Source organism: Streptomyces sp. PKU-EA00015 (assembly GCF_013387495.1).
In the GTDB taxonomy this organism is placed as follows: Bacteria; Actinomycetota; Actinomycetes; order Streptomycetales; family Streptomycetaceae; genus Streptomyces.
The window spans coordinates 84,804-111,486 of record NZ_JABZEE010000042.1; the positions used below are offsets into that span (position 1 = coordinate 84,804).

The following is a 26,683-nucleotide window of genomic DNA, read 5'->3' on the forward strand; positions in this document are numbered from 1 at the left end:
CCTGTCGCCACCGGTCCGCGGCGCATGACTCCGAATCAAATGCCGCTCTCCGCCCTCGTGGTGTTGAAGGACACCGGCCTACCCTCCGGCGGCTTCTTCAAGTTGGCCCGGCGGGCCCCGCACAAGCGGCCGGGTGACGGCATGGAGCTGTGGATCCTGGAGATCAGACAGCTCACGAACCATCACTCCGATCGCTGAAGACGCCTGGGCGATGACCGGCGAGCGTCGCCCAGTCCCTGTCTAGGAACCAGGAGTGAGCGCAAAGGCTCCGGCGGAAGAGTCCGGCCGGCTCGTTCCGGCGCTCCCTCCCGCATGGGCCAGCACCGGATCATCGGCCGTCTCGGTGTGGGAGGTACGGGGGCCGCCCATGCCGGAGTGGGCATCGACTGAACGCGCGCCGCGGTGAAGGGCGTTCACCCCGAGCCGGCCGAGGAACGGAGTTCAGGGCTCGCTCCAAAATTGCGGTGGAGCTGCCCTGAGCTCGACCTGGAAACTGATCAAGCTTGACCCTCGACATGGTGAAGAGCCCAGAGTTCTGGGCGTGGAGAACGACATGCACAGCATTGGCGAGACGGCCCGGGACAGCGGCCTGAACATCAGCACTCTGCGGTTCTACGACCGCGCCGGTGTGCTGGTCCCGACCTGGGTGGACCCGTCGACCGGCTACCGCTGGTACGCCCCCGAGCAGCTCGACGAGGCCCGGCTGCTGGCCCGGCTGCGCCGGGCCGCCATGCCGCTGCCGGACATCCGGCTGGTGTTGGCCGGCTGGTCCGGCGCGGACACCGACCTGGTACGGAAGCTGTTCGAGGCCCATCTGCGCCGTCTCGAGCAGGGCCTGTCCGATGCTCGCAGCGAATTCTCCACGTTGCAGAGACTCATCGAACGCAGGGAGATCCCCATGACATCGCTTCGCACCGCCGCAGTCCCCCTGTCCCTCTCCGCAGCCGAGATGGCCGCCGCACTCGACGCCGTCCGGTTCGCAGCGGGCAGCGACCCGGAGCTGCCGATGCTCGGCGGCGTCCTGTTCGACGTCGAGGGCGACGCCATCGGCTTCGTGTCCACCGACCGCTACCGGATGGCGATCGCCCGTACCGGCACCACAGGACATGACGGCACCCGTGTCCAGGCCATCGTCCCGGCCGCGCTGGTCGACGCCATGCGGGCCCTGCTCAGCGGCGAGGAGCCCGTCCAGCTCACCATGGACGGTGATCGCGTGACGCTGGAGAGCGGGGGCCGGCAGATGGCCGGCCAGTGCCTCGACCACGACTTCCCCGACTACCGCCGCCTCGTCCGACTGCCGGCCGGACACCGCGCCCTTGTCGACGTGGCCGCCTTCCGGCACGCCCTGGAAACGGGCCCCGTTCGCACGGGCGAGGTGCGCAAGCAGGACGGCGTGGCCTGCGACCTCAGTGTGCTCACTGTGAGCGCCGACGACACGGTGACAGTCTGCGACGACGGAGACGATGAGACCCGGGTCGCCGTCAACCGCGAGTTCCTGCTCGATGCACTGACCGCCGGCTCCCGTGACCGCCTGATCCTCGAACTTGGCGCGCCCACGGCCCCGGTCGTGATCCGCCGCCCCGACGACGAGAACGCGTACTCACCGCTCATGCCGATCCGCCTGGACAACTGACGCAGCTGCAGGACGCAGCGTCCACCATCGCGGCCCCCGGACCCGCTCCATGTGACGGGGGCCGCGATACTGATCGCGCCGATCCGCAGTACTGAGCGCGCGCAGCGGTCGCACATGACCACGATGACAACGCTCCCGTTGCCGCATCGCCGTGGCGGCCCGGCCACGCCGTCATCGTACGACTCGGTCGGCGGGTCCGGCGATCGACGTCGCAGGCTGCCGGCCGTGGACGTCTGCATGGCAACGGGGCCACCGCCGATGAGCCGCAGCCCCGCCGTGGCTCCGCACGCATACAGTGCCGGGTCCGGAATCGTCTCCGCCGTTCAGCGGCTCACGGGCGATGACCGCTCCAGAGCACCAGTCCGTTCTCCTCGGCGACCTGCTCCACGAGATCTGACATGGCCTGCAGCAATGCGCCGCCATCGGGTGACGCAGTGACGTTGGGGATCGGAGCGCCATAATCGAGCACCTTGGCATCGATGATCTTCGCCCGAGTGAAGGTGGAACCGGTGCCCTGCTGGCCGAAGGCCTCCAGCCAGGCGCCTTGAACGTCCGTCTTGATCCGCTGTTCTGTCAGGGCGTGCAGCCTGCTGGTCACTGCCTGGACAATCTCCTGAATGATCGCTTCCCGCTCATCGCCCGTCGGGGGTCCTCCCTCCCAGCGAACGGAGCGCTCGAGCAGGAGCAGGATCTGCGTCTGCAGTTCGTTCCGGAGCTCGGCGACCGGCTTCAGCGTGTCGTACTCGTCCTGCCCCCATTCCCCGAGTCGACGGCAGAGGGCCTTGATTCGGGTCCAGTGTTCTTTCGGCGCCGCCGAGTTGTATTCGAGACCGAGAGAACCCCGCCAGCGGGCGTGAAAGTTCCGTGCCGCTTCCGTCACGGCCAGCGCGAGGTGCATCCGGTCGACAACCGGCCTGGCCGGCCCGAGCGCCACCGGCGCCTCGCCGGCAACCAGCTGTTGGGACAGTCTCTCCAGCTGAGCGATGGTGCGGCGACCACTGCTGCTGGAGGCGCGTAGGGCCTTGTGCATTCCTCCGACGAAGAAGCAGCGTCGCTCAAGCCGCCGACGGATACCTCGCTCCGCGGTCGGACCCAACTCCTCCCCGATCGAACTGAGCATGTTCTCCGCCGAGGCACGGATGTGCTCTTCCCTGTCCGTGAAGGTCGGCAGGTTGTCGGCCCTCATACGGTCGAAGTGCGTGAAGAGGAAGTGCAGCTTGTTCGTGTTGCCCGAGACTGCGATGGTCTTCAAGGCGGCTGCGGGAGCCGCCTGCATTGGAGCCGTGGCGTTGTCCACCAGCAGGATGGCATCGACTTCGTCGAGTCGCTTGGCGAGGTCGGTGGAAAGGGTGGACGCCGACTTCGGAGTGTGGCCCAGACCTTCGAGGTCAATGAGGACCAGCGGCTGGGGCACGTCCGCCCATGAAGGAGTGAAGGGTCCGACTACCCGGATCCCGTTGACGAGTGGCGTGAGCAGTCGCCCGAAGAGTGGAGCGTAGTTGCTGGACAGCCAGGTCACGGCCTTGAGGAACGCACCACGATCCTCGGTCGAAAGGGTCCAGCTGAGCGGCCATCCCTGGCGTGTGCGCCGCAGCTCGCCCTCGCTCAGAAGTGCGAACCGGAGCTCGATCTCGTGCAGCATGTCGTCGACGATGCGGTGGAATGACTCCAGCTGGCGGAGCTGGGAGTCAAGTTCTTCCTCCAGGATCTCTTCGATGACACGCTTGTCGTCACTCTCGTGCGGCTGCAGTTCCGAGAGGGCGCCCGCCTTCTGCTCCGCGACGATCCCACGTAGCTCGGACACGGCTTCGAGGAGCATGGCGGTAGTGGCATCACCATCGATGAGGGAGAGCTCGTCGGCGTCAAGCGCCATCGGGCCTTCGCTCACCTCGTCATCGTCGTCCGGCATGTCGTCGTCATCGGACGGGAGCACCGGTCGGCCAAGGGTGTAGCTGAAGCGAAAGCGCTGGTTCACGTGATCCAGGAGTCGCCTTAGAGCTTCCCTGTCCGGCGCGCCTTGGAAGATCGCCAACGCCGCGGCGGAGACATTGTCGGTGAGGTGATCGATAACTTCGTCCCGGGCGGCGAAGGTGACCACCGCACGATAGGGACCGTCCGCCGATGGAACGATCTCGGTGTCGGCCACCGTGGTCTTGGCTGTCGACGTGGACGGGAAACGCTCAGTGCCGGGGTCGGTCCCGAGCAGTTGCCTCACCGCCGTGGTCTTTCCGGCCCCCGTGGTGCCCAGCAGCAGAACGTGACGGTACCCATCGGCTTGAGTCGGCAGGGCCAGAAACTCTTCACGAAGCGCTCTGAAGTCTGTGCGTGCGGCCTCAAGGCCGTCGTAGAACACGTCGACTACCCGGCTGTCGTACAGTGCTGCCGCCTTGGACCGAGCCTGCGGCTCCCACAGTGCCTCGTCCTGGAGAATCTTGTTCAACTGGTCGACCAGCACGTCAGCTTCCGCATCGACACTTGTCCCCAGTCCTCGTCGGACACGACGCCCGGGTTTCCCGGTTGCCGGATCGAGGCGGCCCGGGTGGCGGAAGATCACCGACCACCCACCCCGTCCCTGTGAGCGGCTCTTCGACGCGGTGTAATGCCGCCCCATCTTCACTCCTGTTGTTCCTCGTTGTTCCAGCGTGGACCACGGTGACAGAGGGCCTGACGGACCGTCAAGTCGATCAAGCCGTACCGCTCGAGTCCGCCGAACCCGATCGGTCAGTGGCCAGTGGTGGATCAGGTCTGCTTCGACAGAAGGAGCGCATCGCCTCGAAGCGACTGAAGAGGATGTGGAAAGCGATCGGCCCTTCTCACCGTCCGGTGCGCATGGGCGCATCTCCGGAGGTCATCGGTTCCGATGTGCCCGCCATGCCAGCAACGCCGCCCTGGCGGCTTCGAAGTCCTTGGGACCCTCCTCCATACGGAGCTTCCGCAGGTACTCGTACGCCCGGCCGACTTCGGCTCCGCGGCGGATGCCTAGGATTTCCATGATCTGGTAACCGTTCAGGTCCGGACGGAGCGCTTCCTTCGCGTCCTCGGTCGCCAAGTGCTCGATGCGCTCCTCCAGGGCGTCGTAGGCACGGGCGAGCGCAGCCGCCTTCCTGCGGTTGCGAGTGGTGCAGTCGGCTCGCGTGAGTTTGTGCAGCCGGTCGAGCAGTGGGCCCGCGTCCCGTACGTAGCGGCGCACGGCGGGGTCCGTCCACTCCTGGGTGGAGTAGCCGTGGAAACGGAGATGCAGTTCGACCAGCCGAGCGACGTCCTCGATGAGCTGCGCCGGGTACTTGAGGGCACGCATGCGCCGGCGGGACATCTTGGCGCCGACCACCTCGTGGTGATGGAAGGAGACCCGACCCCCCGGCCCGGTCCGACGGGTGCGCGGCGTGCCGATGTCGTGCAACAGCGCGGCGAGACGCAGCGTCAGGTCAGGCCCTTCCGTCTCGAGGAAGACGGCCTGCTCCAACACCGTGAGAGTGTGCTCGTAGATGTCCTTGTGTCGATGGTGCTCAGCGCTTTCCATACGCAGCGCGGGCAGTTCCGGAAGGATGTGTTCGGCCAGTCCCGTCTCGACGAACAGGCGCAGACCGTCACCAGGGCGGGCCGCGAGCATCAGCGCGCTGAATTCCTCCCGCACCCGCTCGGCCGGAACCGCAGTGATCCGTTTCGCCATCGCCGTCATCGTGGCAACCAGTTCGGAGGTCGGTTCGAAGCCGAACCGGGCGGCATGGCCGGCAGCTCGCATCATCAGCAGCGGGTCGGCCGAGAGGGAATCCGCCGGTCTGCCCGGCGTACGCAGCACACGCCGGTCCAGGTCTTCGAGTCCGCCCGAGGGGTCCACCAGAGTGGTGGACGACAGTTCCAGAGCCATGGCGTCGACGGTGAAGCCGGATCGCATGAGATGCGCTTCCAGGCCGCGCTCACGCCTCCCGCCGGACGCCGACTCGACCCGGCTCCGCGTCCGAGGCATACGGGTATTGATTCTCACCCTGTGTCGATCATCTTCTCCGCCCTTGTACGCCTCCACCACCCCGGACGAGACGTGGGAGTCCCCCAACTCGTCCGCCCATCCACGGACGACCCGCAGCGCCTGTCGAGGGTCGGCGTCCGTGGCGAGGTCGACGTCCTGTGGACTCTTCCCCAGCAGCACGTCGCGCAACGAGCCGCCGATCAGCGACAGCTCGAAGCCGGCGGCCGTGAAGCGGCCGGCGAGGTCGGTGGCGATGGGCGGCAGCGCCTCTGTCGCCGCCTTGGCGCGCGACGCAAGGCGGTCGCGGCGGGCATCCGGAGCCGCCTTGTGCGAGGTGCCGACACGGGTCCGGGGTGGCCTCCGGAGTGGGTCGGCCCGTCGGGGCCCGAGGTCGGTGCCGCCTGCCGCTGTCCGGGTGCAGTCGCAGTCGTTCCCTTCGCCGGCTCCTCAGCCTTCTCGGCAGATGACGCCGGAGCCTCAGCAGCGGATCTCTCCGGCTTCGCCGCCCCCTTGAGACGTATGCCTTCCGAGGTCGGCTCCAACGCCGGCGTCAGAAGTCCCTGATCGTGGAGACGGCATCGCTCGAGGATCGTCCACTCGATCTTGTGGCCGGGCAGGTGCGTGCCGACGAACACCTCGCGGGTTCCGTTCTGCGTCTCGCAGCGAAACCGCAGGGCGTATCCGGCGACTTGCAGTTCATAGGGAGCAAGCTCGCTCCCCGGCCCGTACATGCGGATCGTGGAGGGCCTGCCCGGCGTTGCCCCGAGCCTCCTGCGGTCCTCCTCCCACTCGGTGAAGGAACGGCGGGCCATCTGCACATGCAGGAGGCGGCGCTTCTTCTTCGGTCCGAAGCGGATCTCGATCGCGTCACTGCGGGCGTGCTTCTGCCGGACGTACTCCACGGTGATGTTCGGCCGCCCCTGTCTGCGAAGCCAGCGGACAAGCGCCTCCCCGATGTAGAGGTGGTCGGCGCTGCTCTCGTCCCGGGCGGTACGGGTGCAACGGACTGGTGGGCGGTGGGCGAAGTGGGACTTCTTGTCGTCACACGCTCGCAGCGTGAGCAGCTTGCCGCAGCCCCCGAGGAGAACGCCACAGGAGAAGCCGTCGGCCCCGTGCATTCGGCGGAGCCGTTCGGCAGACTCCTTCTCGTACGGGAGGAAGACGGGATGCCGACTGTCGGAACCGCCCAGGACAGCGGTCTGCACCTTGCGGTTGTCCTCGTCGGTCACGGCTGCCATCGGAGCGCGCTCCCCTGCTGGGTTGAAGGGAAGCCAGTCGGATCACACGCGCTGCTCGGCTTCGCAGAGGCGGAATTCGACAGCCCTCCAGCGCTCCGCTCCGAGGCGGCGCGGAGCAGCACGGTCCGAAGTCCTGCCGGTCCCCTGGTCACGTACACCCTCTTCTGGACGACATCGATACGATTCCGTCCCAGTATGTGACCCGTGCACGAGTTCACAATAGGCGGCGTGGCATTCTGCATTACCTCTTCGCTTTCCGGCCGCGCGCCATGGGCTCGCGGCTCACGTGGCTCGGTCAAGGACGGGACAGGGCCGGTGCGAAGCTTGCCTGAACGCCAAGGGGTTACGCCCTTGTGCGCAACCAGGTGTCGCCGGTACGGAGCCACAGAACGCCGTCGCGGCCCTGGCCGCACCGCAGAACGACGCGCCCGGGCACCTCGACTCTGCGGCGACTGGTCACCGCCCAGGCGGCACCGTCGAATTCGGCGTGCACGAGTTCGACGGTCCATTGGTTGTGGTCGCGGCGGCTCAGCACGGCCCGGTCGCCGCGAACCGCGAACCCGTCCGGGGAATCGACGGGGCTCGGGTAGCTGGTCACTTCGCCGGTGGACGGGGTGATACGGGTCAGGAAGGTGCCGGACTCGCCACCCGAGTACCAGACGAGCCACACCCGGTCGCCCTCGGTCGCGGCGGTGCACCCTTCCAGCGGGGCATCGGGCAGCCTGCCCTTGGGTGTCCACGTCGCACGGCCGTCGGTGCGCCAGCCCGCCAGCCCGGCCCCGGACTCGGGGTGGCCGCCGTAGATGCCCTCGTCTCCGTAGGCGGTCCAGATCCCTCCCCAGCGGTCGGTGATCAGGGCCGGGATGTCGTCACCGACGCAGAACTCGCCCTCGGGGTCCCCGAGGGCGAGAACACTACGGCGTTGGGCGTCCAGACGCCTTCGGTCCTGCTCGGGAACGTACGGCCGCCGACCAACAGGAACCGGGAACCCGGAAGCAGCGCGAGGTGGCTGGGCCGGATCCGGATGTTCACCAGCGACGTGCGCTGCTCCTCCTGCCCGGCGATGGTGACCAGTTCGGCGTCGAACGGGCCTTTCGGGCCCCAGCCGACCCATCCCTTGACGGAGGTGTTGTGCTGCAAGTATCGCCGGTGGACGAGCATGACCGCGAGTTCGCCGGCCGGCCCGGCACTCCACCACAGAGCCCGGTAGCCCCGCGAGATATCGGCGGCAGGCAGGCTCCACGCCTCGTGGGCCGCGGGATCGGAGTGATGACTCGACTCGGGACACCTGTTCGTCAAGTGCAGTCGCTTTCATGGCTCCAGGGCCTGCGCCACCTGAAGATCCCAACCTTACCGGGCTGGTCGCGGGACGGCTTGGCGGGTTGGAACATCTACGCGCCCTCGTCGACGAAGGCGTCCCAGGCCGCCAGCGGCTGGCCGTCGGCCGCGGTGATCCGGAGCACCTCGCAGCGCATCCGCCCAACGGCGGCGAAGAGGCGTTGCCGAGCAGCCGCACTGTCCTCTGGCGGGAACGAGATGCGGATCTGGTGCGGACGTGACATGTCGTACGTGAGCAGCCAGTCGGTGTCGGCGGTCGCGAAGTGGTCCTGGCCCATGTCGGCGTCGCCGGAGCGCCAACTGCCCCTACCCACGGTCGGGGCCAGCGCCTCCCGCAGGATCGCCAGCCGCCGGTCGTACGTCAACGGCCCCTCGGACAGCCGAAGGCAGCGGTGGGTGCGGGGCCGGAAGGCGTTGAACCACGGGGCCAGGTCCGGCTCCATGTCGACGAGCAGCCGGGAGTCGAGACGTGCCCCGGCCCAGGCCTCGACGAACGCGGCCGCGCCCATGGGATGTGTCTCGTACCAGCCGTCGCGGCTCCACACCACGACGGGCCAGCTCTCGGGCGCCCCGTCGGTGAACCAGCAGAGTCGGTCGGCGTCGACGGTGGTCCCCCAGACCAGCAGCCCGCCGGGAGCCGGGTGGAGCGGATACGGGTAGCGCTCCCGGTTCCTGTCGGGCGTACCCGACGGCCTGCCGCGCTGCCATTCGAGGCGGTTGTGCTCGCGCGTGCCGAAGGGTGTGCGGAGGTTGAGGTAGTCGCAGAACTCGCCCCACCCGTACGTCTCGACGAGACGCTTGTAGTCGGCGGGCAGCGGTGTGCCGAGCGCGCTCTCGGCGGCGGTCCAACTTCCGCGTGCGTCGACCGGGGCAGCCGGCGGTGTCACGAGTAGCACGAGCGCGGTGTTGTCCGTCATGGCACGTCAGGGCGTGTGAGTGCGGTGGCGATCGGCTCGCCGTTGCGCTCGGCGTACGTCATCCGCTCGCGCACCTCGCGCAAGGTGCGCGGACGGTAGCCGGGCCCGCAGCAGCAGCCCATGTGGAAGCGGACGCCCGCGTGCAGGAGGACGGACAGCGTCCGCCAGGCCGTGGTGTCCCTGCGGCGGGGCGCCGCGAACGCGGACCCCACGTGGATCAGCGGCTTCGCGCACCGGGGGCAGCTGCGTTGCGGCCTGTCCCGGTCGTGGGGCTGCTTGTACGAGGCCCGGCAGGGCAGGCAGACGTACGAGGTCTTCGAGTGGGACATGCGGCAAGGGTAGGCGGGCGGAGGTGGGGCTCGACCGGGTTTTGGCGCGCACCCGGGGCTCATGATGGTCTGTGTGTCCGTCGGGTGGGGCGCACACAGGTGGGCCGTCGCGTCGCCGCTATTGGGGGTGCGGTGCGGGAAGGGCATGGCGCACACTCGGTGGGTGATCGTGTTGCAGCCAGTCCTCGAGGTCTACTGTTCCGCGGACTTCGCTCTCTGGCCGGTCGCCGAGGTCGAGCGGTACGGCTTCATGCCGCTCAGCGGGGCCCTGGCTGCGGCCGAGGTCGGCACGGCGGTCATGCGCATCGCCGAGTGCAACAACGTCGAGCCGGAGACGGACGGACACCCGCCGAAGCCCGCCGACCCTCTCGGGGCTTTCCTGTACGGGCTGCTCACCTTGGAGAACCTCTTCACGGCGGGCGGTCTGCGCGTCACCGACACCGACGCCGGGGTGACCCTGCTGCCGGGCTGCTGCAACGGACTCGAAGAGCGCGGCGACTGGTTCGACGTCCTCGACGGCGACGGCTGGGCCTCCTTCGGCCACGATCCCTCCCCGCTGGCCGAACGGCGCGGCGACAGGGTCCAGCTGACCGTGGACGTCGAGCGGGACGACAGCCCGGTGATCGAGCTGCCTGCCGAGGAACTGCGGCGTCTGCTCGCCGGGGCGGAGCGCCATCTGGCCGACTTCTTGGACTTGGCGGCTGCTTGGGCCGCTCGGCACCTGCCGCATCATGCCAGCAGGGTCACGGCGGCTCTCGCTCGCGCCCTGGTTCTGCCCGTTCCGGGCTCGGCGGTCACGCCCGACGAGCTGTCGGGGCGTTCCGGGTTGCGGGCTGACGGCTGACGTCGTCCGTGGCGTGGTTCCGGTCCGCCGCCGTCGCCGTGGCGTGTCCGGTGCGGAGGGGCGGGGCGGTGGTCGGCGGCTGGAGAGACACCTCGGCCCAGACCGTCTTGGTGTACGCGTCGCGGACGGTGCATCCCCACCGGGCCGCATACGCGTCGACGAGGTACAGGCCGCGGCTGGCGGGCGCGTCGGGTGAGGGCGTCAGTGGTTCGGAGGCGGGTTGCTGGAGCGGGCGTTCGGGCCGGGTGTCGGTCACCTCGATGCGGACCGCGTCGGGCAGGAGGCGCAGGGTGAGGCGGAAGTCGCGGCCGGGGACGCGGCCGTGGGTGATGGCGTTGGCCGCCAGCTCGGCCGTGACGAGCGCGACGGCCTGGGTGGCGTCGACGTCGTGCGGAAGGCCGGTCCACTCGGCTAGCTGCTGCACGGCGAGCTTGCGGGCGAGGCGGGCGCCGCGTCGTGTGCTGCTGAGGCGCAGGGTCAAGTGGCGGGCGGCGGTGCGGGGTTCGTCGGCGATGTCCTGTTGCGTCACGCGGTCATCGTGGGTGGGTGACTGCGTCGCTGACCAGGGGCGACGGCCGTACGGGGTGGGTGGCGTACGGGGGTGGAGGTCGTGATCGTGAGGGTTGTACGGGGCGTGTACGGGCGTTGTACGGGTACGGGGGCGTGTCCCGGGAATCGCTGCCTGCGTTGAACCTTGGCGCGGCGCGTTGGGGCTGGCAAGCGTCGTGGTGTGGGCGGGGTGCACTCGGGGACGGAAGGGCGTGAGGGCGGTGCGGGACACGCGAAACAGCCGGACGGTAAAGGCTGCCAGGGAGGAGAGCGATCTGCCGGGGGCCTGGTCGGCGTACGGCAGGCTGCTGCAGCACTTTCGGAAACGGGCCGGGTTGAACCAGCAGGCGCTCGGCGAGGCCATCGGCTACTCGCTGGAGCAGGTCGCGTCGGTGGAGCAGGGGCGGCGGCCGGCGAAGGCGACGTTCACGACGGCGGCGGACCGCGTGCTGGAGGCGCGGGGCGTTCTGGAGGTCCTCCAGGACGAGGTGGACCGGGCGAAGCTGCCACAGTTCTTCCGCAACTTCGCGCTGATCGAGGCGGAGGTGGTGAGCCGCTTCTCGTACGATCCGCTGCTGGTGCCGGGGCTGTTGCAGACGGAGGCGTACGCGCGGGCGGTGTTCGCGGGGCACTGTCCTCCGCTGAGCGAGGAGATCGTCGACCAGCACACGGAGGCGCGGCTGAGTCGCCAGAAGTTGCTGACGCGGGTGCCGCTGGCGGAGCTGTCGTTCGTCGTGAGCGAGGAGGCGTTGCGTGACCCGGTCGGCGATTCGGAAGTCATGCGCGGGCAGTGGCAGCGACTTCTGGAGGTCAGTGCGTTCAGGAATGTCGAGGTTCAGGTCATGCCTGCACGTCGGGGGTTCCATCCGGGCAAGAACGGTGCCTTCGTGATCGTGGAGTCGAAGGAGCACAGGCACTTCGGGTACTTCGAGTCGCAAGGCGTCGGGTGCGTCGTGCAAGATGCCGCTGAGGTCAGCGCCTTCGGGCTGCGCTATGGCAAGCTGCGATCGCAGGCCTTGAACGTCGAAGAGTCTGCGCGGCTCATCGAACGGATGGTTGGAGAGACATGAGCGTGGAGCAGGTGGCCGACAGCGTGGACGGGCTCCGCTGGTTCAAGAGCAGCTACAGCGGATCGGACGGCGGCGACTGCGTGGAGGTGGCCGCTGGCCTGGACGCCGTGTTCGTGCGGGACTCGAAGGCGGCCGGCAGCGGGCCAGTGCTGCGGGTCAGCCATGTTGAATGGGTCGCGTTCGTCGCGCTCACGGCGGGCTAGCTCCGACCAGGACTTCCGAGCGAAACAATGGGCTGGTTCGCGTCACTTGAGGTGACGCGAACCAGCCCATTGTCATGCTGTCGGCTCAGAAGAGGGCACCCTCGATGCCCTCACCGAAATCCGAACCACCTCGTGCGGCCAGCTGCTCCTTACGCTTCCGGATGGCCTCGGGAGAAGGCGGGGGGAGGTCGGGGTGCTTCTCCCTGGCCTTCTTCTCCGTCACTCCCTTGTGCAGACCGAGGTGAACTTCGTCGGCGTACGCCTGGTGGTTCAACTGCCGCAGGCGGTCGATGATTTCAGTTCGGGCGAGGAGTCCGATCGTGTAGCGAGTGCCCTGATCGGTCTCATGAAAGCCGTGGTCTAGCGGGAAGGCCTCGTGGGTTGGATCGATCGGCGGGGTCTGCCCAGAGTGATCCAGGAGATCGTGCCAGCCATAGGCCTCGACGGTCGCCTTGTCAATAGCTTCGTGGATACGCCGGAGCTCCACGATGTCCTCGTCCTGGCAGTCAGGGATGTGCACTAGATTGTAGACGGAAGTGAGACCCATTTTACGGTCTGCCATAAGGTCTCGCCGGTGAGCATCGAGTTCGCCACCGAGGGTACGGAGGCGCGTGGTGAGCGCGGGCCGAACAAATGTCACTGCAACGTCAGAGGGTGAGTAACTCAAGTCCGCCTTCATGGTGGCACTCCTGTCCAGAGCCCACCAATAATGCAAGCAACTGCTATAGAGGGCCAAGTCGGCATAGTCTTCGGTCGCGAACACGATGACTTTGTGCGAGAAGACCTGTCGGGCCGACACCATAACTGGCATCACCGTTTTGCTCACCTGGGCAAGAGCGACGCAGCGCTCGACTCCGGAAATGGCCTCCTCCATACCCTTCCGGTAGTCGGCAAACCGCCACCATCGACGCCCATGAGCTGCCCTGTTACGCCCCTCACGTTCAGGACGCACCAATCGCTCCACGATCTCAAGGCAATCCGGATAAGAGCGAGCTTGGTCCAGATCTCGCTCGCCAAAGTTGATGACCCATCTACTGGCTTGACTGGCCGGACTCTGATTCAGGTCCTGACCGATTACATAGGGGAACACAACGTCCGCGTTGCGAGCTGCCCGAGCAAGAAGCCGAGAGGCTTCCTCATGGTTGAGTACGAATCCGGAACCGTTCACATGATGGCCGATGAAGGCGAAACGCCCTTCCTGTACCAAGCCGAACGCCTTGCTCTCCAAACGCGTAGCCGCCGAGAGTGACGCCGTGATCCCGGGGACAGATCCACCATCGAGTACCTTCAGAGCAATCTTGATACGCCCCATCCACACTGCACAGTATTCGAGAGCCGCGCTACGCGAAGGCCAAGGCTCGCTTCGAATCGCACGGTTGATGGTCCACCCGGATGACAGGAGTTGTTCCAGACCAACTGCGCGAGTATCCCCCTGAGCGAGGCTGTTGGTTGCGAGAAGCGCCAAGGCTCCTTCTTGCCCAACTAGTGCACTGCACCGCATCAGAAAGAACGCCACCAGATCCGTATTCGTCTTGCTGACGCCGTTCGAGACATGCTCGGCGATCATCTGCCGGTACGCCACTCCCATCGAGGGCGTGATCTTGGCTCCCCCCAAAAACGGAGGGTTTCCCACAACGGCATCGAACCCGCCCCGCTTGGAGAACACCTCCGGAAACACCAATGGCCAATGCACAGGCCGCCGCTGCAGCGCCCCGTCTGGCAGCTCCGCTGCCAGCCACTCCTCCGCCTGCGCCCGCGCCTCCCGGACCACCTCCGAGTCGTCCTCGACCCCGTTTTCCATGATCTGCTGCACGATCCACGCTGCCTGCGGAAACAGCTCCCGCACCCGCTCGCCGCCGTTCGGGGCGTACCACTCCACGCGCCCCGACGCGCACGTGGCCAGCGCTGCCCCCGCGATCAGGTCACCCACCAGCCGCAGCCGCTCCGAGTGCCGGTTGACCTCCGCCAGCCGGGCGCGCTTGTCCTTGAGGGCCTGCAAGTCGACGCCCTTGATCGCGGTGATGGCCAGACGCTCCTGCGTCAACTGGTCCACCAACTGACGGGCTTCCTCCGCCAGGATGTCCGACTGACGCCCCGGCTTCATGTGCACGGACTGAAGCTGCTCCATGCTGTGCACGCCCAGCAGCGAGTCCCCGGCCACCAGCCGGTCGTCCAGGAACGTGAACGGCCGCTCCGGGTCCATCGAGACCAGCCACAGCGACAGCTTCGCCATCTCCACGGCCATCGGGTTGATGTCCACCCCGTACAGGCAGTGCTCGATGATCTGACGGCGTGCCTCGACGACGACAGGGTCCTGTTCCGCGTCCGCCGCCGTCACGGCGTCGACCGCGCGGCCGGCCCGGTACGCCATCGCGTCCAGGTCACCCTTGTCTTCCTTGGCCTCAATGAGCCGGTCAGCCAGGTAACGGCAGGCGGCCACCAGGAAGGCCGCCGAGCCCATCGCAATGTCGGCGACCTTGAGTTCCAAAATCTGCTCAGGTTCCTTGAGTCGCCACTTCCAAGTGTCCGCCGTCTGCAGCGGGCCCGGCTCGTAGACCAGCGGCTCCAGCGCGTGCAGCACGACCTCCTCCGCCAGGAAGCGCGGCGTGTAGTGCGTGCCCGTGTTCTTCCGGAGCGAGGACTCCGTGACGTACAGCGCACCGTTCGGAATCACCGTGGGCAGCCCCCGCAGGTCATCCCGCAGAATGCCCACGAACGGCAGCAGCCGCTCCGTCAGCTCAGCGTCCTTCGTGACCGCGTTCAGCCGACGCCGCGCCTCCGCCGCGTCCTCCGCAGACACCGGCGCGAGCTTCTTTTCCAGCTGCCCCGCCGTCGCCGGCGGCTTCGGGTCCTTCCACTTCTCATGGATGGACTTGGCCAGCGCCGTCACCGACGCGCCCGCCTTCGCCGCCAGCGACTCCAGCTCCCGCAGCGGCACCTCGTGCTCAAGCCCCTCGGGCCCGATGAGGCCGACCATGTGCTCCGTGGCCCGGCGCCCGTCGTACGAGAGCAGGCCCTCGTACACGTAGCCGATCTGCTCGACGTCCAGCGCGCGGAAGCTCAGCGTGCGGACCTCGCGCTGCTTGCCCTTGCCGACGCGGACCTCCTGCACCGACTGGAGCATGTGCAACACGGTCCGGTCGTCGATCGGAAGCAGCGGGGTGGAGCGCTCCAGCCACGGGTACTTGTCCGGGTCGAAGATCGAGCCGTCGTACGCGGGGAGCTTGAGCTCCGGGTGGTCCACTCCCCCGTGCACGGCGTGGAACAAAGCAATGAGCCGGTGCCACGCGGACGTGGTGTGCTCCAGCGAGGTCTCGCCCTCCTCGTCCGCCCGCGCCTTGAGTTCGTTGCGCAGGAAGCGCGCCGAGTACGACCGCGCGTACACCTCGTTGTCGGCGGGCAGCAGGCCGCGTTCCTCGGCGAAGAGCAGGAAGACGACGCGCATCATGACGGCGACCGCGCCGCGGTACACGTCGCTCGCCGCGACACCGGACGCGTGGAGGCCCGGCGCGCCGTTCTCGATGGCGCGGACGTCCGCTCGCCCTATGGCGTCGACGAGGAGTTCCACGGCCTGCCGGACCTGCACGCCAAGAGCTTCCGTGACGTCCTCGCCCGCCGCGAGGCTGGCCTTGAGCAGGCCGACGAGCGTCTCGGCCTCCTCGTACTCGAAGAAGCGGCGGCGGCGCAGCAGGGACACGAAGGCGCGCACGACGTTGCGTTCGGCGGCCTCGTTCCAGCCGATGGAGTCGAAGACGGCGGTGGTCGTCACGCCGCCGACCGGCGCCCACACCAGGCACCACCAACGGCCGTCCGTGACCAGCCCGAGCGCAACGCCGTGGTGGCGGAGCAGGCGGGCGAGGCGGTCGGCGGGGCCGGCGGCCCAGTCTCCGTCACGGGCCCCTCCGCCCGCCCGGCCGGTGGGGACGGTCCCGGCGGGGACGGTCATGCCGAGGAGGCGGACGCGCTTGGCGGCGGAGTCGGTGTCCGGTTCGGCGGCGAGGTCGGCGCCGGGCTCGACGAGGGCGAAGTCGGGGCGGACCTCGGTGTTGTGCTCGGCGACGCGCAGGGTGAGGCGGTCGAGGCCGTGGTGTTCGGCGTCGCCCTGGCGGAAGGCGAGGGCGTCGTCCCAGCCGAGGAGTTGGCGCAGGACGTAGGCCACCCACTCGTCGCGGCCGGCGACGGTGTCGGTCTGCCAGTCGGCGTGGCGGGCGCGCAGCCGGGCCCGTTCGTCCTTCTCCAGGGCGTCGAGCTGGGGCCAGGCGCGCAGCAGGACGGGCATGGTGAGGAAGGGGCCGGAGACCTCGGTGAGGTCCAGCCACTCCTGGTGCTGCTGGCGGCCGTCGAGCGCCTTGGCCTTGGCGGCGGCGAGTCCACTGCTCTTGGGGGTGGCGGGGCGGCTCATCGGCTGGCTTCCTTTGCGGGGACGACGAAGACGACTGCGACGGGGAAGAGGTGCGAGCGGGGCTCGTGGTAGCGGGCGGCGATGGCGGCGAGTTCGCGGGTCCGCTCGGCAGGCAGGCCCTTGAGGCGATCGTCCCAGCGTTTGCGGTCGTCCTCGAACTGGCGGCGTTCGTGGCCGGCCAGTTCGTGGGTGGACAGCAGGGCGAGCTGTTCGCCCTCGCCTTCGCCCTCTTCCTTGAGCTTGGCGCGCAGGGTGTTCTCGAAGCGGTCGAGGGTGGCGGTGATGCGCCGCTCTTCCTCGGCCTGGCGGTCGGCGAGGCGGCTTTCGAGCTGGCGGCCGAGTTCGCGGGCGCGGGCGGAGAGGGAGTCGTACAGCGGCTGCTGGAGCTTCGGCCAGGCGTCGGTGAGCTGCTGCCGCAGGTGCGGCGCGGCCTCGGTGCCGTCGGTGAGGGCGCGGGAGAGGACGCGGCCCTGCTCGCCGACGGATTCCCAGCGACGGAAGCGTCCGGTGTCACCGAACCAGCCGCCCGCGTAAAGGACTTCCTCGTGAAGGCGGGTGCCGTCGTTGCCGACGAGGACGTACCGGGCGTACGCGGAGACGAGCGTCGTCGTGACGGCCGGGTCGTCGGAGACGACGGCGGCGACGCGCTTGAGGCCGACCGAGTCCGCGTTCCAGACGGCGGCCGTGAGCAGGCGCGTCGAGAGGGCGACGAGCGGGTGCTTGAGGTGGGCGAGGACGACGTCGTCGCGGCCGTGCGCGGCGACGGCCGGGGAGAAAGTGAGGGGGCGCTGCTCGCCGTCGCGGAGCTTGTGGGCGAGGCCGCGGGTGGCTCGCTCCCAACTCCCCGAGAGCGGCTGGACGTCGAACAGGTCGCCCGGCTCGAAGTCCTCCGCGCCCACCAGCGAGGGAACGAGGGCGGGTTGGTGGTCGAGGGCGAGGGCGGTGTCGACGACGCGCTTGATGTTCACGGGTGTGAGACCGAGCGTGGAGACCGTGTCGTCGTACTGGTCGGCGAGCTTCTTCGTCTGCGCGGTGACGTTCTGCTCGGGTGCGACCTCGCCGCCAGTGCGGCGGCCCTTGATGGGCTTGGGCTTGGCGTTCTCGATGTCGACAGGGCCGGTGTCGCCGGTCATGCGGCGCTGGACGGCGTCGGCGAGGACGGCGTTGACGGAGCCCAGGTCGTGCTCCATGCGCGCGACCTTCTTGGCGACGCGGGAGAGGAACTCCAGGTCGGCCTCGTAGGAGCCGGCCTGGGCCTGCTGCCAGCCGGAGCCGATGAAGTGGGTGATCTCCGGATCGCACTTCTGGCCCCAGCGGTCGATGCGGCCGATGCGCTGTTCGAGCTTGTTGGGGTTGAAGGGGATGTCGTAGTTGATCAGCCGGTGGCAGTGGTTCTGAAGGTCGATGCCCTCGCCGGCGGCGTCGGTGGCGAGGAGGATGCGGACCTTGCCCTCCGCGCGGGTCGGGTCGGCCTGGAAGCCGAGGCGGATCCGTTCGCGTTCCTCGGCGGACAGGCCGCCGTGGAGGCGCTCGACGCGGCCGCCGTCGGTGAGTTCCTCCTGCCGGAGGAGGTTGTGAAGCCATTCCTGGGTGTCGCGGTACTCGGTGAAGACCACGACGCGCTCGTTGGTCCAGTGCTTGCCGTCGGACGTCCGGCAGATGGCCTTGAGCTCGTTGATGAGCGCTTCGGCCTTGGAGTCGGGGGCGGCCTCGTGGGTGAGGGCCCAGCGCTCCATGTGCTGGAGGAGGTCGAGCTCCTGGCCGTCCTCAGCGGGGGTGAGAGAGGTGGAGCGGGTCAGGGCGTCGTCCTCGGCGTCGACGAGGCCCGTGTCATCGAGGTCGGCGACGAGGTCGGCGAACTCCTCCAGCCACTCGGGGACGTCGGCGGCGGCCGCGCGACCGCGCACCGGGCCGGTGTCCTCCAGGTGGGAGAGGTAGACCTGCACGGTGTGGAGGAAAGCGGCCGGGGAGGAGAACAGGCGCTTCTTCAGCAGCAGCGTCACCAGGTCGGCCGCCCGGCGTCCGCCACGGGCCTGCGGGGTGAGCTTCTTACGGCGCAGCTCGGCGAACGAGCCGAGCAGCTGGTGGATCTCGCGCTCCTGCGGCGTGTAGTCGACGGACAGCTCCACGGTCCGGCGGGTGCGGAAGCGCGGGGTGCCGTCGGCGTTGGTGACGGACGACTTCAGGCGGCGTACGACGGTGTCCTTGAGGGCTTCCTTGTCGGGGTCGACGCCGCGGGCGAAGCGCTGGTCGTCGATGAGTTCAAGAAGGGCCGTGTAGGACTCGGGGTAGCCGTTGTGCGGGGTGGCGGAGAGGAACAGCCGGTGCTCGAAGTGCGGGACGAGGCGGCGGATCAGCTTGGTCTGCTGGGAGTCGACGGCGTAGACCTGCTTGGGCGCGGCGGGCGCGACGTGGTGGGCCTCGTCGAGGACGAGCAGGTCGAAGAAGCGCTTGTGCTCGCCGTCGCTGCTCTCCTCCGGGGCGCCGATGACCTCGTCGAGGAGGCGCTGGGCCTTCTGGCCGCGCAGCCACGGCAGGGACACGATGGTGAGCGGGTGGACGCGGAACGGGTTGGCAGCCGTGCCGTGGGTCCGGCGCAGCCGGGCGCAGTGCTCGGAGTCGACGATGGTGAACTCGAGGCCGAACTTCTCGGCCATCTCGTCGCGCCACTTGAGGGTGAGGCCGGCCGGGCAGACGACCATGACCCGCCGGGCCCGGCCGCGCAGCAGCAGCTCCTGGACGACCAGTCCGGCCTCGATGGTCTTGCCGAGGCCGACGTCGTCGGCGAGGAGCAGGTTGACGCGGGGGGCGCCGACAGCACGGGAGACGGGCTCCAGCTGGTAGGGCTCGACGGCGACGCCGGAGCGGAACGGGGCCTGGAGGGTTTTGGCGTCGGCGGAGGCGACGGCGGACCAGCGCACGGCGTCGAGGAACGCGGCGAGGCGGTTCGGGGAGTCGTACTGGCCGGTGGAGGCGTCAGGGAGGGAGCCGGCGGGCAGCACGCGGCGGCCGGGCTCGACCTCCCAGATGACGGAGAGGGTGTCGCCGAAGCGGCCGTCGGCGACGGACTGGAGGTGGACGAGGGTGGCGGCCCGGCGGGGGGCGGCGTCCTCTCCCTCCTCCACGGTGTCGGAAGCCGGCGAGGGCTCGACGCGGGCGACGACCCAGGACTGTCCTCGTACCTCGACGAGCTTGCCCTCCTCGGGGAGCTCCTCCGCCTCGGTGCGTTCCGTCTCGCGCTGGGCTGCTGGCGTCATCGGCAGTGTTCCCCTCGGTCCGTCCTGCTGCCGTTCGTAGACAAGTGTCCTGTCTTCCCACCCGAACGGTGCGACGGCATCCTAACATCGCGAGCAGGCTGTGAACAGAGATTACAAAGATGATCTCAGGTCATCCGGTTCAGCCGAGTGAGCAGGGCTCGTGAGCGGCCCCGCCTCGGGTCGTCCTCCGTGAAGGCCCGCTCCTCGTCGTCCGCGAGGCGACGCAGCAGCTCATGGGCAGGATGGCGCTCGCCGGATCTCACGAGAAGCACCGCGATTTCGTAGCGCGTGTCCAGGACGGCCGGGTTGGAGGGACCCAGCAGACTGCGCTGCTCGGCAAGAACGGACCTGAGTTCGTCGAGGGCCTCGCGGGTGCGCCCGAGGGCCCCCGCACACAGGGCTATGCCGACCCGTGCGGCAAGGACGTCGGCGCCGGCCAGATCGGCCGACACCAGCAGCTCCTCGTACGCCGCGAGCGCGGGCGCGGGGCGACCCGCACGCCGCAGCGCGGCGATCTCCGCGAGCCGGGGGTGTGCCGTCGCCGCCTGACCGACGGGGGCCGGGACCCAGGGGTCGAGCAGGGCCCGCACCTCGGAGGCCGAGGCAGGACGATCCTCGGGAAGCTTCTCCAGCAGGGCCCCCACCAGCCTGTCCAGGCCGTCGGGGACGTCGGGCCGGCGGCGGGTGAGCGGGGGGACAGGCTCGGTCGCGTGCCGGTGATAGAGCATGAAGGGACCGCCTTCGGTGAACGGCGGCGTTCCAGCGAGGAGTTCGTAGAGCACGCAGCCCAGGGAGTAGAGGTCGCTCGCCGGCACCGTCTTGCCGACGGCCTGTTCGGGCGCCATGTAGACGACGGTGCCGAGGGCGGCATTGCTCGCCGTGAGCCTGGTCTCACCGGGCCGGGGCTCCAAGGCCGCGGCCACTCCGAAGTCCAGCACCTTGACCTGTCCGGCATCGGTGATCATGAGGTTGGACGGTTTGAGGTCGCGGTGGACGATGCCCTGCCCATGGGCGTAGGCAAGGACATCGGCGACGGCTTGGGCGATCCCGGCGGCGCGGTCGATCGCCATCGGGCCCTCGTCCTTGAGGACGGCGTCGAGGGCACGGCCGTCCACGAGCTCCATGACGAGGTACAGCTCGCCGTCGTGGCTGCCGTGGTCGAGGACGGCAGGAATGCCGGGGTGGCTGAGACGGCCGGTGAGGCGGGCCTCGCGCAGGAAGCGGCGTTCCAGGGTGGTGAGTTCGGAGCCGTATCCCTGGGGAGCGAGCAGTTTGAGAGCGACCTCGTGACCGCCCTGGTCGTGGTCGCGCGCCGCCCAGACGACGCCCATGCCGCCCCGGCCCAGCTCGTGCGTCAGCTCGTACCGCCCCAGGCTTCGCCGCATCGCGCCCGTCCCCACTCCTGGCGCCGGCGGCGCCCGTCACACCCCTACGGCCGGGGCGGTGCGGTGCGCCCGGCCAGCGACGGCCATCCTCTCACCGATCACAGGGGCCTCGGCCCCTGTGGGACGAGGAAGGGACGGCGTGGGTCCTCGGGCAGGCCGCGACGGGTGGCCAGCGCCGGATCGGACGCGGGGAGGAACGGGCCGAGGGTGGCGTACACCTCGGTGGCGGTGGAGGGCCGGCCGTCCGGGCTCTTGGCGAGCAGCGACGTCACCAGCGCCTCGAGCGGTTCTGGAACATCCGCGCGTGTTTCTCCGATCGGCGGCGGGGTCTCGCCGAGATGGCAGGAGGCGAGGCGGGCCGGCTGGGAGACGTTGAACGGAGGTGCACCCGTAAGCATGTGATGGAGGAGGCAACCGACCGCGTAGAGGTCGCTGCGACCGTCGATCCGGCCGTGCCCCTCGAGCAGTTCCGGTGAGGCGCACAGGATGTTGCCGATACCCTCGCCGGTCATGGTCAGCCGCGGATCGGCGTCGGCGAGGGACTTCACCAGTCCGAAGTCGAGGATCTTGACGACACCGTCGCGGCGGATCATGACGTTCTGCGTCTTGAGATCACGATGCACGAGGCCGGCCTCGTGGGCGGCAGACAGTCCGGAGCACAGTTGGGCGGCGACCGCGGCGGCGGTCGGCACGTCGAACCGTCCGCCGTCCTGCTGGTCGAAGAGGTGCTCCAGGGTGGTGCCGTCGACCAGTTGCATCACCAGGCAGCAGGTGTCGTCGGTGATCGACGCGTCGTGAACCGTGGTGATGTTGGGATGGTCGAGGCGGGCGGCTGCTCGGGCCTCCCGGTGGAAGCGGGCCAGCGCCGCCTCACGACTGCTGGGTACGGCGAGCAGTTCGGCGGCGACGGTCTTGACCGCGACCGGTCGTTCGAGGGAGAGGTCCCGCGCCTGCCAGACCTGGCCCATCACGCCGCGCCCGAGCACCGAAGCGAGTTCGTATCGGTCACACAGCACCATTCCTGGCACGAAGGTCTGCAAATTCCCCATCCTCCACACTTCCCACACAGCAGCAGCACGGATCTATCCTGTGAACAAAGTCAATCATCGTAGTAGCCTGGGCATTACTACGGCTGCCGGGACCGCCGACCAACCCGGTGGCCCGATGAACCCGGAGCCTCCCAGATGAGCACACCCAACGCTGTACCCGTCAGCCTGGCCGAGATCGCCCGGATCGCGGGAGTGGGCCGCGCGGCAGTGAGCAACTGGCGCCGCCGCCACGACTCTTTCCCGTCCCGTATCGGGGGCACCGACGTCAGCCCGCAGTTCTCGCTGTCCGAAGTGGAGCAGTGGCTGCGTGATCACGGGAAGCTCGACGACGTCGGCGGACGTGAACTGCTGTGGCCGCGCTTCGAGGCTCTGGGCACTCGCGACGAATCAGGCCTCGCCATCGCCGAAGCGGCACGTCGCATGCGCAGCCCCCGGGCACGTACAACCGGCGCGGGGCTCACGGCACCGGCCGTCGACCTCGTCGGCGACGCGGCCCGGCTGGGCCGCGCGGAAGGACAGCGGGAGACGTTCGAGTTCCTGTTGCAGCGTTGGCTGGACACCCACGTCCGCCAGCTGAGCACCACCCCGCCGCCACTTGCATCATTGATGGCCCGGATCGCGCTGCGGATCCGCACGGGGGACAACGGCGACGGGCTCACCGTCTTCGACCCGGCCTGTGGCACGGGGCACCTGGTGGCAGCCGTCACTGAGGACTACAAGGGCCCAGATCTGGCGCTGCTGGGCTGCGAGAAGGACACGGCCCTCGCTGCCCTCGCCTCAGCCCGGCTCGGCTTCGCCACCGAAGGACATGACGTACGTACGGAGATCGCCACGGCGGACGCTCTGCGCGACGACCCGTTCGCGGGGCTCCGGGCCGACATCGCCCTGTGCAACCCGCCGTTCAACGAACGGGACTGGGGCTACGAGGAACTGGCAACGGACCAGCGCTGGACGCACGGGCTGCCGCCGCGCACCGAGCCGGAACTCGCCTGGGTGCAGCACCTGCTGGCCCATCTCAGGCCGGGTGGCGCGGCCGTGGTCGTCCTCCCCCCGGCCGTCGCCTCCCGCAAGGCGGGCCGCCGCATCAGGGGGTCCCTGCTGCGTACCGGTCTGCTACGGGCCGTCGTGGCACTGCCTCCCGGTTGTGCCCAACCGCACAGCGTCTCGCTCCAATTGTGGGTGCTGCGAGCGGCGGGGGAAGGTAGCACCGCGTCTCCGACCGCTCAGGACGCACTCCTCGTCGACGCGGCCGGGTTCGGCCGATCGGGAGTGCGAGAAACGGGCCCGGATTGGGGGGTGTTGTCATCCTTCGTGCTGGACGCGGTCGCCGAACTCGACCGACCGGAAGCGAAGCTCCCGGAGGGTGCCGTGCGCGTCTCCCTTCTCGATCTGCTGGACGACGAGGTCGACGTCACTCCCGGCCGCTACACCGTTTCCGGAGAGACAAGCGATGTGGACCTTGCGGCTTCGTGGGACGAGCTGTCCGGGGCGTTGGGTGAACTCACCCATCTGACACAGCACCTGTCGAAGCTGGGCTTCCTGGAGGGTGAGTCGCGCACGACCGCCACCGTCGGGGACCTGGTCAAGGCCGGCGCCCTGACGCTGCGGGTCGGACAGCAGCCGACCGCGACCGGTCCGGTGCAGGGCGAGGGCGTTCCTCTGCTGACCGTTCCCGACCTGCTCATGGACGGCACTCCCAGCGGAACGGTGTCAGCCATCATCGAGCACACCACGGCCGAGGAGGGCGACGTCATTGTGGCCGGGGTGGTCCGCGCCTTCCGCGCGTGGGTGCACCAGGGGCCTCCCGTGGCGCTCGGACCCCAGCTCTACGTGCTGCGTGTGGATCCGGAGAAACTGGACGCCCACTTCCTTGCCGGATGTCTACGTGCCCCTTCCAACGGCCGCCAGGCCGGCACGCATGCTTCCAGTTCGTCACGTGTGGACATCCGAAGACTTCAGGTGCTCCAACTGCCGCTGGACGAGCAGGCCACCACCTATGCGGAAGCCTTCCGCCGCCTGAGCGACTTCCAGGAACTGCTGGTGCAGGCAGGGAACTTGGGCACGGGGCTGATCGACGATGTGCGCGACCGACTGGCGGCGGGCGGGCTGACGGGCTGACGGGCTGACGGCGCACCGGGCCCCTCACACGCCCTCGGGTCCGGCAACCCGCTCATCGATGTCGACGGCCACTTCGTCGCACACCTCGGCCAGCTGCGCGGCCATCACTTCCGTCGAGGTCGCGGCGAGAGAGCGGCAATCGTCCAACGCACGCAGAGCAGTGTCTGGCTGTCCGTAGGCGAGTCGGCATTCGGCAGCACGAAGCCGGGCTGTTGCGCGAGCCAGCACGTCGTCGTTCCCTTCAAATGGCGCGAGGCCGTCCGCAAGGAGAAGACCCTTGGAGCAGCTGTCACTCTTCTGACAGGAACCATGGCCGGCTAGGCCGGGGTGACCACGAACGGCTGTCCCACCTCCTTGTGGTGCCGTCTCGTTCCACGGCCCCTTCCGCCGTGGGCAGCTTTCGAAAATAGCCAGAGCATCAGTCCCCACACCACAAGGACCAGCGCATGAACGGCCCTTCACCGTCCTTCCAACTCCTCCCCGGCGCCCCCGACTCGCCCGTCATCCTCCACGTCCCGCACTCCTCCCGCGCCATACCCGCCGACGTCCGCGCCGGCATCGTGCTGGACGATGCGGCGCTGGAGCGGGAGCTCGACCACATCACCGACTCGCACACCGCGGAGATCGCCGCCGCAGCAGCCGCAGCTGCCGGTTTCGCTCCCTGGCGGTTCGTCAACCAGCTGTCCCGGCTGGTGATCGACCCCGAGCGTTTCCCCGACGAGCGGGAGGAGATGCTCGCCGTCGGGATGGGCGCGGTGTACACGCGGACCACGCACCGCGAGGCGCTGCGACCCGAGGAGTACGACGGCAGCGACCTGGTCCGGCGGTACTTCGAGCCGTACGCCGCCGCGATGACCGCGGCCGTCGATGCACGGCTCGCCGCCGCCGGGCGCGCCGTGGTCGTCGATGTGCACTCGTACCCGACCGAGCCTCTGCCGTACGAGCTGCACGGCGACGGGCCCCGGCCGCCGATCTGCCTCGGGACGGACCCGGTCCACACGCCGGCCAGGCTGCTGGACGCGGCGCGCACGGCGTTCGCCGGATTCGGCGGGACCGGGACGGACAGTCCGTTCGCGGGGACGTACGTGCCGCTGAAGCACTACGGGCGGGACGAGCGTGTCAGCGCGCTGATGATCGAGATTCGGCGGGACGTGTACATGGAGGAGCCGGGTGGCGCGGCAGGGCCCGGTCTGGAGGCGCTCGGTCATGCCCTGGCCGGCCTTGTGGAGGCCGTCGGCTCGTTGGGGTGACCGGCCTCTTCCCGGTCTGCCGCTCCCCGGTTCTCAGGCGCGTGTGTTCACGCTGACCGGCCACGAACCCGTGGGCGGCGTCCAGCCCTGGAGGGTGGCCGGGATGCCGGCGCGTGTGTTGCAGTTGATGACCTGGAAGTGCAGGTGCGCTCCGTGGGCCGCTCCGGTGGCGCCGGACCAGCCGATGATCCGGCCCTGCGGGACCCAGTCGCCCGTGTTGTAGATGGCCCGGTTGAGGTGCGCGTAGTGCGTGCACTGGCCGTTGGAGTGGCGGATGATGACCTCGATGCCGTTCTGCCAGTACGGCGACCAGTTGGAGACGAGGACCGTGCCGCCCTGCGCGGCGGAGACCTCGTAGTTCGCCGGGAGCCCGAAGTCCCAGGCGTATTCGTTGTACGGGCCGGTGTGCGAGTACGTGCCCTCCGGCCCTTGGGTCACCATGTAGGACTCGCCCGACGGGTAGGGCAGTTCGTAGTAGTAGTCGACGGCTGCGGCGGGAGGGGCTCCCGCCAGGCCGATGCCCGCGACCGCTGCCACCGCACTTGCCGCGGCGGCGATTCTGCGCAGGACCTTGTTGGCATGGCGCACTGTGTACCCCCGTTGTCGTGAACGACCTGACCAGACTTGGCTTCCCTATCAACTAGCCGATAAAACAAGGCAGTTGAGGAAGTCAACACTGGTCGCGGCACCCTGCGACCCGCCCTTCCACGGCCGGAGGTCCGGTCTGGCAGCATTCAGTTACATGTCGGCGGAGAACGAAGGAGAGGCCGAATGAACGGTGGCGCGCAGTCCGTGGAACGACCCGAGCGTGCCTTTCCCACTCCCAACGGGCTCGTCGGCGTCGGTGTCGTCGTGCTCGACGCTCGGAGCGCGGACCTGCGGGAGCACCACGACGGCGTCGCCGCTCCGGCCCTTGACGGGAGGGTGCTGCTCGGGCTCGGGCACAACGGCGTATGGGAACTGCCGGGCGGCAAGGTCGACCCCGGGGAGAGGTTCGAGGACGCCGCGGTCCGCGAGCTGGCAGAGGAGACCGGGCTGCGGGCGGACGCCGACGGCGTCCGGATCGGCGCCGTCCTCGTGGACGGCACGCGTGGGGTCACCCGGGTCACCGCCGCGGCGCTGGTCGCAGCGGCG

Annotated in this window: 21 protein-coding genes; 7 read left to right on the forward strand and 14 right to left on the reverse strand. The window is 69.0% G+C overall.

All coding sequences use genetic code 11. The features are described 5' to 3' along the window. The first annotated feature begins 553 nt into the window (after positions 1 to 553). Complete coding sequence (locus tag HW130_RS24775) at positions 554 to 1,633, forward strand: MerR family transcriptional regulator (protein WP_177151895.1); 1,080 nt, start codon at positions 554 to 556, stop codon at positions 1,631 to 1,633. Between the two features lie 331 nt (positions 1,634 to 1,964). Here HW130_RS24775 and HW130_RS24780 read toward each other — a convergent pair whose 3' ends face one another. The 7 genes from HW130_RS24780 to HW130_RS24805 form a co-directional block, all read right to left on the reverse strand. Continuing rightward, positions 1,965 to 4,088, reverse strand: coding sequence for a hypothetical protein (locus HW130_RS24780; protein WP_309140559.1), 2,124 nt, complete (start codon positions 4,086 to 4,088; stop codon positions 1,965 to 1,967). 393 nt (positions 4,089 to 4,481) lie between these two features. Continuing rightward, positions 4,482 to 5,864 (reverse strand): CCA tRNA nucleotidyltransferase, encoded by a 1,383-nt coding sequence (locus HW130_RS24785; RefSeq protein ID WP_177151924.1) that lies wholly within the window; start codon positions 5,862 to 5,864, stop codon positions 4,482 to 4,484. After that, positions 5,801 to 6,838 carry a competence protein CoiA family protein gene (locus HW130_RS37045; protein ID WP_375256581.1) on the reverse strand — a complete coding sequence of 346 codons (1,038 nt, stop codon included), beginning with the start codon at positions 6,836 to 6,838 and terminating at the stop codon, positions 5,801 to 5,803. Before HW130_RS37045 ends, HW130_RS24785 begins: the two co-directional genes overlap by 64 nt. 343 nt (positions 6,839 to 7,181) lie before the next feature. After that, positions 7,182 to 7,508, reverse strand: coding sequence for a hypothetical protein (locus HW130_RS36170; RefSeq protein WP_256356312.1), 327 nt, complete (start codon positions 7,506 to 7,508; stop codon positions 7,182 to 7,184). 182 nt (positions 7,509 to 7,690) lie between these two features. Further along, positions 7,691 to 8,137 (reverse strand): hypothetical protein, encoded by a 447-nt coding sequence (locus tag HW130_RS36175; RefSeq protein WP_256356313.1) that lies wholly within the window; start codon positions 8,135 to 8,137, stop codon positions 7,691 to 7,693. A 92-nt stretch (positions 8,138 to 8,229) separates the two neighbouring features. After that, entirely contained in the window at positions 8,230 to 9,093 is an 864-nt protein-coding gene (locus HW130_RS24800) for an SMI1/KNR4 family protein (RefSeq protein ID WP_177151898.1), read from the reverse strand. Continuing rightward, positions 9,090 to 9,422 (reverse strand): deoxyxylulose-5-phosphate synthase, encoded by a 333-nt coding sequence (locus HW130_RS24805; protein WP_177151899.1) that lies wholly within the window; start codon positions 9,420 to 9,422, stop codon positions 9,090 to 9,092. The genes HW130_RS24800 and HW130_RS24805 overlap by 4 nt, the downstream gene beginning before the upstream one ends. 163 nt (positions 9,423 to 9,585) lie before the next feature. On the opposite strand from HW130_RS24805, the gene HW130_RS24810 reads away from it, so the two are divergent. Next, positions 9,586 to 10,266 (forward strand): hypothetical protein, encoded by a 681-nt coding sequence (locus HW130_RS24810; protein WP_309140560.1) that lies wholly within the window; start codon positions 9,586 to 9,588, stop codon positions 10,264 to 10,266. Here the strand turns inward: HW130_RS24810 and HW130_RS24815 are convergent. Continuing rightward, positions 10,217 to 10,795, reverse strand: coding sequence for an ATP-binding protein (locus tag HW130_RS24815; protein ID WP_309140561.1), 579 nt, complete (start codon positions 10,793 to 10,795; stop codon positions 10,217 to 10,219). The genes HW130_RS24810 and HW130_RS24815 overlap by 50 nt on opposite strands. Positions 10,796 to 11,036: 241 nt before the next feature. Here HW130_RS24815 and HW130_RS24820 point away from each other — a divergent pair, with 241 nt between their 5' ends. After that, positions 11,037 to 11,885: a helix-turn-helix transcriptional regulator gene (locus tag HW130_RS24820; RefSeq protein WP_177151901.1), complete on the forward strand. Its 849-nt coding sequence runs from the start codon at positions 11,037 to 11,039 to the stop codon at positions 11,883 to 11,885. Continuing rightward, complete coding sequence (locus tag HW130_RS24825) at positions 11,882 to 12,088, forward strand: DUF397 domain-containing protein (RefSeq protein WP_177151902.1); 207 nt, start codon at positions 11,882 to 11,884, stop codon at positions 12,086 to 12,088. The genes HW130_RS24820 and HW130_RS24825 overlap by 4 nt, the downstream gene beginning before the upstream one ends. A gap of 85 nt (positions 12,089 to 12,173) precedes the next feature. On the opposite strand, the gene HW130_RS24830 is transcribed toward HW130_RS24825, so the two are convergent. The 4 genes from HW130_RS24830 to HW130_RS24845 form a co-directional block, all read right to left on the reverse strand. Further along, positions 12,174 to 16,490: an Eco57I restriction-modification methylase domain-containing protein gene (locus HW130_RS24830; RefSeq protein WP_177151903.1), complete on the reverse strand. Its 4,317-nt coding sequence runs from the start codon at positions 16,488 to 16,490 to the stop codon at positions 12,174 to 12,176. Continuing rightward, entirely contained in the window at positions 16,487 to 19,747 is a 3,261-nt protein-coding gene (drmD, locus tag HW130_RS24835) for a DISARM system SNF2-like helicase DrmD (RefSeq protein WP_177151904.1), read from the reverse strand. Before drmD ends, HW130_RS24830 begins: the two co-directional genes overlap by 4 nt. 125 nt (positions 19,748 to 19,872) lie before the next feature. Next, complete coding sequence (locus HW130_RS24840; protein WP_177151905.1) at positions 19,873 to 21,132, reverse strand: serine/threonine-protein kinase; 1,260 nt, start codon at positions 21,130 to 21,132, stop codon at positions 19,873 to 19,875. Between the two features lie 98 nt (positions 21,133 to 21,230). Further along, a complete protein-coding gene (locus HW130_RS24845; RefSeq protein WP_256356314.1) occupies positions 21,231 to 22,172 on the reverse strand; it encodes a serine/threonine-protein kinase in 942 nt (313 codons plus the stop codon). Between the two features lie 144 nt (positions 22,173 to 22,316). Between HW130_RS24845 and HW130_RS24850 the strand changes: the two genes are divergently transcribed. Beyond that, positions 22,317 to 24,299, forward strand: coding sequence for an N-6 DNA methylase (locus HW130_RS24850; RefSeq protein ID WP_177151907.1), 1,983 nt, complete (start codon positions 22,317 to 22,319; stop codon positions 24,297 to 24,299). A 24-nt stretch (positions 24,300 to 24,323) separates the two neighbouring features. Here HW130_RS24850 and HW130_RS36180 read toward each other — a convergent pair whose 3' ends face one another. Then, a complete protein-coding gene (locus HW130_RS36180; RefSeq protein ID WP_256356315.1) occupies positions 24,324 to 24,446 on the reverse strand; it encodes a hypothetical protein in 123 nt (40 codons plus the stop codon). Positions 24,447 to 24,745: 299 nt separating this feature from the next. On the opposite strand from HW130_RS36180, the gene HW130_RS24855 reads away from it, so the two are divergent. Further along, entirely contained in the window at positions 24,746 to 25,549 is an 804-nt protein-coding gene (locus tag HW130_RS24855) for an N-formylglutamate amidohydrolase (protein ID WP_177151908.1), read from the forward strand. 33 nt (positions 25,550 to 25,582) lie between these two features. Here the strand turns inward: HW130_RS24855 and HW130_RS24860 are convergent, their stop codons facing one another. After that, positions 25,583 to 26,137, reverse strand: a complete 555-nt coding sequence (locus HW130_RS24860; protein WP_309140562.1) for a M23 family metallopeptidase — start codon at positions 26,135 to 26,137, stop codon at positions 25,583 to 25,585. Positions 26,138 to 26,320: 183 nt separating this feature from the next. On the opposite strand from HW130_RS24860, the gene HW130_RS24865 reads away from it, so the two are divergent. Beyond that, positions 26,321 to 26,683, forward strand: a 363-nt coding sequence (locus HW130_RS24865) for an NUDIX domain-containing protein (protein ID WP_177151909.1), incomplete at its 3' end; no start/stop codon positions are given.